This is a genomic window from Hoeflea sp. YIM 152468, assembly GCF_029210485.1.
In the GTDB taxonomy this organism is placed as follows: domain Bacteria; phylum Pseudomonadota; class Alphaproteobacteria; order Rhizobiales; family Rhizobiaceae; genus Hoeflea.
Genome location: NZ_JARGET010000001.1, coordinates 1 through 7771, shown reverse-complemented (window position 1 = coordinate 7771; position 7771 = coordinate 1). Strand labels below are relative to the sequence as shown.

Annotated in this window: 1 protein-coding gene; it reads right to left on the bottom strand. The window is 62.1% G+C overall.

Going from position 1 to position 7771, the window contains the following annotated elements; all coding sequences use genetic code 11:
- Positions 1–7771: VCBS domain-containing protein (locus PZ897_RS00005; protein WP_275748771.1), on the bottom strand; the 7771-nt coding region annotated here is incomplete at both ends.

Below are 7771 nucleotides of genomic sequence, written 5' to 3'. Positions count from 1 at the left end.
GCCCTCGCCGCCGTCCAGCGTGTCGTTGCCGCCATTGCCGCGGATCGTATCGTTGCCACTGGTGCCGATGATCGTGTCGTCGCCATTGCCGCCATCGATGAAGGCGATGTCGGTCAGCGTCATGCCCGAGAAGTCGAGCGTATTGGCTGAGCCGTCGCCGGAGACATAGACATTCGTCCTGCCGTCGCCGTCGATTGCCTCCATGCCGTTGCCGGAACCGAAGTCTCCTGCAAGCCCGATGCGGGTGTTGTTCGACAAGGCCATGATCGTGTCGACATCCGTAACCCCGGTGCCGGTGTCGTCATAGCTGTCGTAGCCGTGCCCGGTGCCCGAGACCTGGTAGGTATCCGAGCCCTCGCCGCCGTCCAGCGTGTCGTTGCCGCCATTGCCGCGGATGCTGTTGTCGCCGTCATTGCCGGTGATCACGTTAGCCGAGTTGTTGCCGACCACGTCGAACGGCGCATCGCCGAGCAGGGTCACCGTAGTCACCCCGCCGCCAAGCGTGAAGGTGTTGCCGGTATCGTCGGCGCCGCCCTCGATGCGCAAATTGTCGTGCGTGATGGTCAGCGACTGGCCGGTGATCGTTCCGGCGATGTTGATCCGGTACCCGTCGGCCGCATCTGCGTTAGCGGCAGCGAGCGTATCGTAGGTATCGACCAGCAAGTCGTTGGTATCAAACAGATGCACGGGTTTGCTCAAGTCGTAAGTCTTGTCGCTGAACTCAAGGAACTCGACCGAGACATGTGCGGTATCGGTGCCATCGTCGCGGGCGCCGGTGTCGGTGTCGGTGATCGTCACCTCGCCGGTGGCCGAGTCGATGGAGATGGCGAAACCGGTGCTTGCGCCGCTATTGAGATAGGTGTCGTTGCCCCCCCCGCCGACGAAACGGTCGTTGCCGACGCCGGAGATGAAGGTGTCGTCGCCGTCATTGCCGTTGAAGGCAATGCCGACCTTGGACTTCGGATCAATCCCCGTCATCGCAGAAGCGTTGACCGTATCGTTGCCAGCCCCGCCCTCGATCGTGATCGTCGAGGTCGCAACACCAGAAGCGACAAAGTCGCTGGTGATGTTGACCGTGTCGCCGAAAGCCGAAAGCGTCAGTTCCACTTCCTCGACATTGCTCACACTGGCCGTGTCGCTGCCGGCGCTGACGGTGAACCCGGCGCCCGGTGCATCGAGCGTGATCGTCTGCGCAGCACCGCTGTCGTTGACAACCCTGAGGACATCGCCGTCGGTTTCACCGCCGATGCCGCCGTCAATCTGGTCGTTGTTGGCGCCGTCCTTGACCGACCAGTGAATGACATCGTCGCCCTCGCCGGCCGAAACCGTGTCGGCTCCGGCGCGCCCGCGAATGACATCGTTGCCATCGGTTCCGGTCAGCAAATCATTGCCGGCGAGGCCCTGCAGCACCGTGATCGGAGCACCTACCGCGCCGTTGATCAGCGCGGTGAATCCGCTCGAAAGATCGATCGTGCCACCGACGCTGTCGAAATTGACCAGTCCCCACGGTGCACTCGCATCGAGGCTCACATCGGAGATGGAGATCCCTGCGAGTTCGGCGATGCGGTAGAACGCAATCAGGTCCTGGGCGTAGCTGCCGCTGATATCGAGATTGTTCAGCGTCAGCGTGCCGGCGTTGTCGTAAGGTCCGATCCCCGCGACATCGAGGTTGTCCTGGTGGCCGCGCCACTGGATCGCCTTCTGCGCGCCGGCAGCCGGATCGCGGATGATGACGCCGTTCACTGTCAGGTTGCCGTTAAAGCCGTAGAGCAGGATGTCGCCGCGGCCGTTCGAACCCGAAGTCTCGGTCGCGTTGCCGTAGAACTCCGAGTCAAGGATCGAGATCGACCCGACCGTGTCGCTGAGCGTTGGCGTCGAGCCGTTTCCGGCCCGGATATAGGCAAACCCGTCGAGCTGGGCGCCATGGATGGTGACGCCGTCGAGCGTGACCGAGGATTGCGCCGGGTTGGTCGTGTTCGAGGTGACGTAGATGCCGTAGTTGTTGCCCGACGCATCGATCGTCAGGTTCTCGAAACTCAGGCCTGCGTCGAGCGTGTCGGATGCCGTGATCTGGCCCTCGATAGTGACCGCGCCGATGCCGGCGATGGTGATGGCCTTGGTGACGGTGACGTTCTCGTTGCCCGCACCCGACCAGGTGCCTTCGGCGATCAGCACGGTGTCACCGTCGACGGCCGCATTGACCGCGTCCTGGATGGTGGCGTAGCCGCCATTTCCGACCAGCAGGAAGCGGCCGGTTGCCGCACCCACGGGATCGGTGCCCTCGACAATCTGCACGCCGGTCAGCGTGTCGGTGCCCTCGCTAAACGCCGTCGCGTCGATCTGCCAGCCCGGGATCACGCCCGCTGTCGGATCGGCGTCGGCGATCACCGTGAAGTTCGCCATCGTCAGCACGCCGTTGTAGATCGCGGTGTCGGTGCCGCCGCCGCCGATCAGCGCGTCGTTGCCGGCGCCGCCCTCGAGCGTGTCGTTGCCGATCTCGTTTTCGTACGGCTGGCCCGGCTTGTCAGCGCCATAGAGCTGGTCGTCACCGTCGCCGCCGCGCAGTATATCGTTACCGCCCTTGCCCATGATCCGGTCGTTGCCCGACGTGCCGGTGATGGTCTGGTCGACCGCCGGCTGGCCGGTCTTATCGCCCTGGATCTCGGTGTGGATGTCCGAGCCCGCAGGCAGGGTGATGGTGAAGCCGGACGCGTCGATCACGTCGTCGGCAACGCCGTCAATATTGAACAGCGGACCCCAGTCGCTGACCGCACCCGACAGGTTGAGATTGGTGACCGACAGATCGTCGATCTGGTCGAAGTTGAAGATCGCGATCGGGTTCTTGTGATATTCGCCCGTGACCGTGACATTGATGAACGAAACCTCTCCGATGTCCGGCTCGTTCAACGGGACCGGGTTGGCGTGGTCGGGGTCGGTCAGCCCGCCGGTGATCTCCACCGCGTTGTCCGGACGGCCGGCCGCGCCAACCACGCCGGTGGTACCGGCAAAGGTCACAGTCTGGAAGGTCGCAGCGCCATTATAGCCGAACAGCTTGACGTCTGCCGTGTTGCCGGAACCGGTGCCATTTGCCGAGAAGCTGGCATTGCTGACCACCAGAGCGGCCATTGCAGGTGTTGAGGCCGGATTGCCGTCATCGGTGGAAAAGATGCCTCGGCTGATGAAGCCCGAGATCGCGCCCTGGTTGAACGTCAGCGTACCGATGCCGGCGCCCGGGGCAATGTTGATGCCCGTGGCCGCCGTGCCGGCGCCGTTGAGGTCGATGTTATCGAACGAGATGTCGCCGGTGCCGCCAGTGATGTTAACCGCGGTGTCCGCCGCCGCATCAATCGAGACAGTGCCAACACCAACGAAGGAAAGCGCCTTGGTGACAGACAGGTTCTCGGCATAAGTGCCGGCGTGAATCTCGACCGTGTAACCGTCGAGCGTAGTGTCCGCAGCAATCGCGTCCTGAATCCCGCCGTAAGTCCCGACCAGGTTGCCCGATCCGTCAAACACGAAAACGTTGGCCAACAGGTTGAGATCGACGCCATCATTGCCGAAGTCTATGCCTTCGATACCGTACAGCGAGTCAGTCTCGACAGCACCAATATCCTCGACCCGCCAGCTACCATCGATTGCACGGGTAACATTGTAATTCGTTGCAACACCGTCGAAGACGGCGACGTCGTTCTCGCCGATCTGCGCCAGAACGTTCGACGAGACGCCAAGATTGGTCGCATTGCCAAAGAGCGTGTCGTTGCCGCCATCTCCCTTGAGCGTGTCATCGTCCGAGCCGCCAACGATGGAGTCGTTGCCTCCCGCGCCATTCAGGATATCGCGGCCATTTCCGCCATTGATGACATCGCGGCCATTGGTGCCGGTCACGCCATCATCGCCGCTGCCGGTCGTAATATTCAGGTCACCGGAGCTGGAGAAATTTGTCGTCGCTGTCAGGTCGATCGTAATGTCCGACGAAACGTTGCCGAGATTGATATCGTTGATGACATTGTTGAATTCGTTAGCGGTAATGCTGGTGACCTCGGGGCCGCCATTGATCGCGTCGATGTGCAGGGCATAGGCGATCTTGGCAAAGAGGTTGCCCGAGATCGAACCGGTCGCGTCATCATAGATCGCCAGCCGGATCGCCGCCGCCAGAGATGGTCCGAACGTGTTGTTGTCAATGGTCAGGTGATCGCCAGGACCAGCCGACAGGATCGCAGGGTCCCAGTTGGTGTTGTAGTGACCCGTCGCTGCGCCACCGAAAGCGTTATTCGAGATGCTGATAGCGCCCGCTGCATTCACGGTCAGATGAATACCGCGGTCGCCATTGGCTGCGCCAGTGCTGGTTGCCGTGAACACGCTGTTTTCAATGGAAACATCTGCGCCACCGTCGACGGTCACGCCATCGAATTGCGCAACCGGCCCACTCGGGTTGGATATTTCAAGACCGTCGATGACAACCGTACCGATTGTGGCCGTGACAGTGATCTCTCCCTGGATCAGGGCTTCTGCCGACCGCGCCCCGCTGCCCGCGATTCCGGCATTCGGCCCCAGAATTGTCAAAGCCTTGTCAACGGTTGTGTTGCCGACATAGGTGCCGGGCGCGATCATAATGATGTCGCCGGCGGTCGCCGAATTCACAGCAGCCTGAAGGCTGTCAAATCCGCCATTGCCGACAAGCAGGATATTACCGCCTCCATGCCGGATGACTTCCACGTCAACCAGACCATCGGTGCCTTCAGCACCGTTGGTCGTGACTGTCCAGCCAGTCTGATTGCCACCGGTGACCGGATCCGCATCGGCGACAAAGACCACCATGCTAGGCGCGATAACCTGGGTGTAAACCGCAGTGTCGATTCCGGAGCCACCGTCGATCATGTCATCGCCGGTGCCACCCTTGACCTCGTCAGCAAGATCACCACCGATGATCCGGTCATTGCCTGCACCAGCATCAAAAACGTTACCCGCACCGTATTTACTGGCAAGGTCATCCCCGACGCTTGGCAATATGACAATGTCATCGCCACCCATGGCATTGAGATAGTTGCCGTCTTGCGCGTCAGCCGCGGTCAGGCCGCTCAGGTCCACCGTCTCGCCATTGACAGTGAACAGCACATCATTGGCACCTGTGATCGTCACCATGATTGACTGGGTAGCCGAGCCGCTCTTGCTGTCAGCAACTTCAACCACATACTCGATCTGAAGCGATTCTGTCGCTGTGAGGTGATCAAACAGATCGTCGCTTGAATTATCGAATGTCCAATGGATCCTTCCGCCAGTCGTCGTCTCTGTCGAGGAGACCGAACCGGCCACACTCATCAGCGCCTTGAAATCATTGAGACTATGGCCCCCGGTCGCTCCAGCGATGACAGACGCCGAAACCACCCGGAATGTCTGAATGTCCGTCACATCGACATCGTCGAAGGCCAGTGTGCCAGTGAACAGATCTCCTGTCGTGCTTCCGCTCAACGCCCCCTTGCCGGTCGCACCAGCAACATCAATGGCTTCATTGTAGGCCACTGAGACAGGACCATCCGTAATCACCGGCGCGTCATTGCTGCCGGTAATGGTGATGGTCACATCCTGCGTGACGGTATCGCCCTTCCGGTCGTCGATGGTGATCGTGTAGGTCTCGCTCACCTGCTGGCCTGCGGCAAGCTGCTGCGCCGCCGCGTTGTCGAGCGTATAGGTCCAGCTTGCAACACCGCCGGTGCCGCTGCCCGTCGTGTCGCTGGTCTCGACAACCGAGAACGCGCCCATCACCGTGCCGTAGGGAACGTCCTTCGTCGCCGAGGTCACCTCATGATCGTCGGTCAGGTCAACATCGCTAAAGCCAACCGTGCCGGTTGCCGTCTGCACCGCAGCATCCTCGGTCACCGCCCCCGTGTCGTCCGCACTGGCAATCACCGGCGCGTCATTGCTGCCGGTAATGGTGATGGTCACGTCGATCGTGTCGGTGGCACCGTTCGGGTCGGTCACCGTTGCCGTGAAGGTTTCCGTTTCGGTCTGGCCCGCGGCCAGTGCCTGGGTTGCCGCTGCACCGTTGTTGACGAAGTAGCTCCACACGCCGGTGTCGGCGTCGATGGCAAAATTGCCGTAGGTGCCAGTTGCATCGCCCGACCACTGCAGCAGCGCCGTCTCGCCGGCATCGACGTCGCTGGCCGTGAGCTGCCCGGACGCCGCCGGCAGCAGGCCGTGGGCCTGGTCGAATGCCAGCGCCGCGTTGGCCTGCCCTTCGTATCCGCCGTAGATCGGCCGGCCGGTCAGGCCAAGATCGTCGATCGCCTGGGTCAGTTCGGCATGCAGCGCAGGCTGCGGATCGGCATTGTTCGATCCCTGCGGCGAGGGCAGGAACTTGTCGGCCAGCGAAGGCCCATCGAGGTTGCCCAGCAGATTGTCATGCAGGCTCTGCAACCGCTGCGGAATGCCGTTGCCGTTGTTGTCGGCCTGGAACTTGGCGATCACGTCGATGAGCGGCGAGCCGCCACCCTGGATGTACTCGGCATATTCAAGCCCGAGCCGGACAAAGGCCTCGTTGACGGTGTTGCCGTAGTAGGAGCTGTAGTTCGCATCCAGATGCTGCCAAACAGCCGTAATCGCGTCGGCCATCGACGCCACACCCGGCATCGTCATCACCGACTGCAGCACGGCAGCCATGTCGTCATTGTAGGTCGGTGCAGCCAGCAAGGCAGCAATATCACCGTCAAGTGCCGTAAAGTCGGCAATCGCGGTCGACGGCGCGGCCGAATCCGCATCTTCCGTCGCAGCACCGGCAACAACCGAGCTCGCCTCGATCACCGGCGCGTCGTTGCTGCCGGTAATGGTGATGGTCACGTCGATCGTGTCGGTGGCGCCGTGCGGGTCGGTCACCGTTGCCGTGAAGGTTTCGGTGACGGTCTGCCCCTCGGTCAGCTCCTGCGTCGAGGCAAGCCCGTTGTCGAGCTTGTAGACCCACTCGCCGGTGTTGGCCCCGATCGAGAACGTGCCGTAGTTGCCGGTCGCATTACCCGACCACTGCAGCAGCGCCGTCTCGCTATGATCGACATCCGTGGCCGTCAGCTGGCCGGATGCCGCTTCGACATAGCCATTGGCAATGTCGAAGGCCCGCACCGCCGCATCCGAAGTGCCCTCGTTGCCCGAGAAGTACGGACGGGTCAGCAGGTTGGCGTCGATGCCAGTGACCAGGTTGGTCAGCGTGGTTTCCTGCGGATCGCCGGCAAAGCGCTGCGAGATCGCTGCGCTGGTGACGTTGCCCAGCAGGTTGTCATGCAGGCTCTGCACCCGGTTCGGCGCAGTTCCGGCATCGCCATTGTCCGGCGTGTACTTCGCCGTCACGTCGACGAGCGAGCTGATCGTGCCGGCCTTGAGCAGCCCAGCATAGGCCGCACCCAGCCGGATGAAGGCCTCGTTGATCGGATCCTGCGTCGGACCGCTGTTGACATAATGCTCGTCGAGATAATCCCAGATCACCGCAATCGCCTGGGCCCCATCGCCAAGCTCGCCGGTGATTGTGGAAAGCGCGGCTTCAAGGCCCGAACCGTCGGCCTGCAGCCCGGTCAGAAGCGCCTGCGAGGCGCCGCTCAGGCTCACATCCGAGCCAAAGCCGCCGCCAAAGCCGGCCTCGTTGATCTCCATGAGATCACCGCTCTCGGAAACAGCGCCGGCAACAACCGATGCCGCACTGATCACCGGCGCGTCATTGCTGCCGGCCACGGTCACGACGAAGTCGCGGCTGGTCACGCCACCGTCCAGATCGTTGATCTCGAGCGTG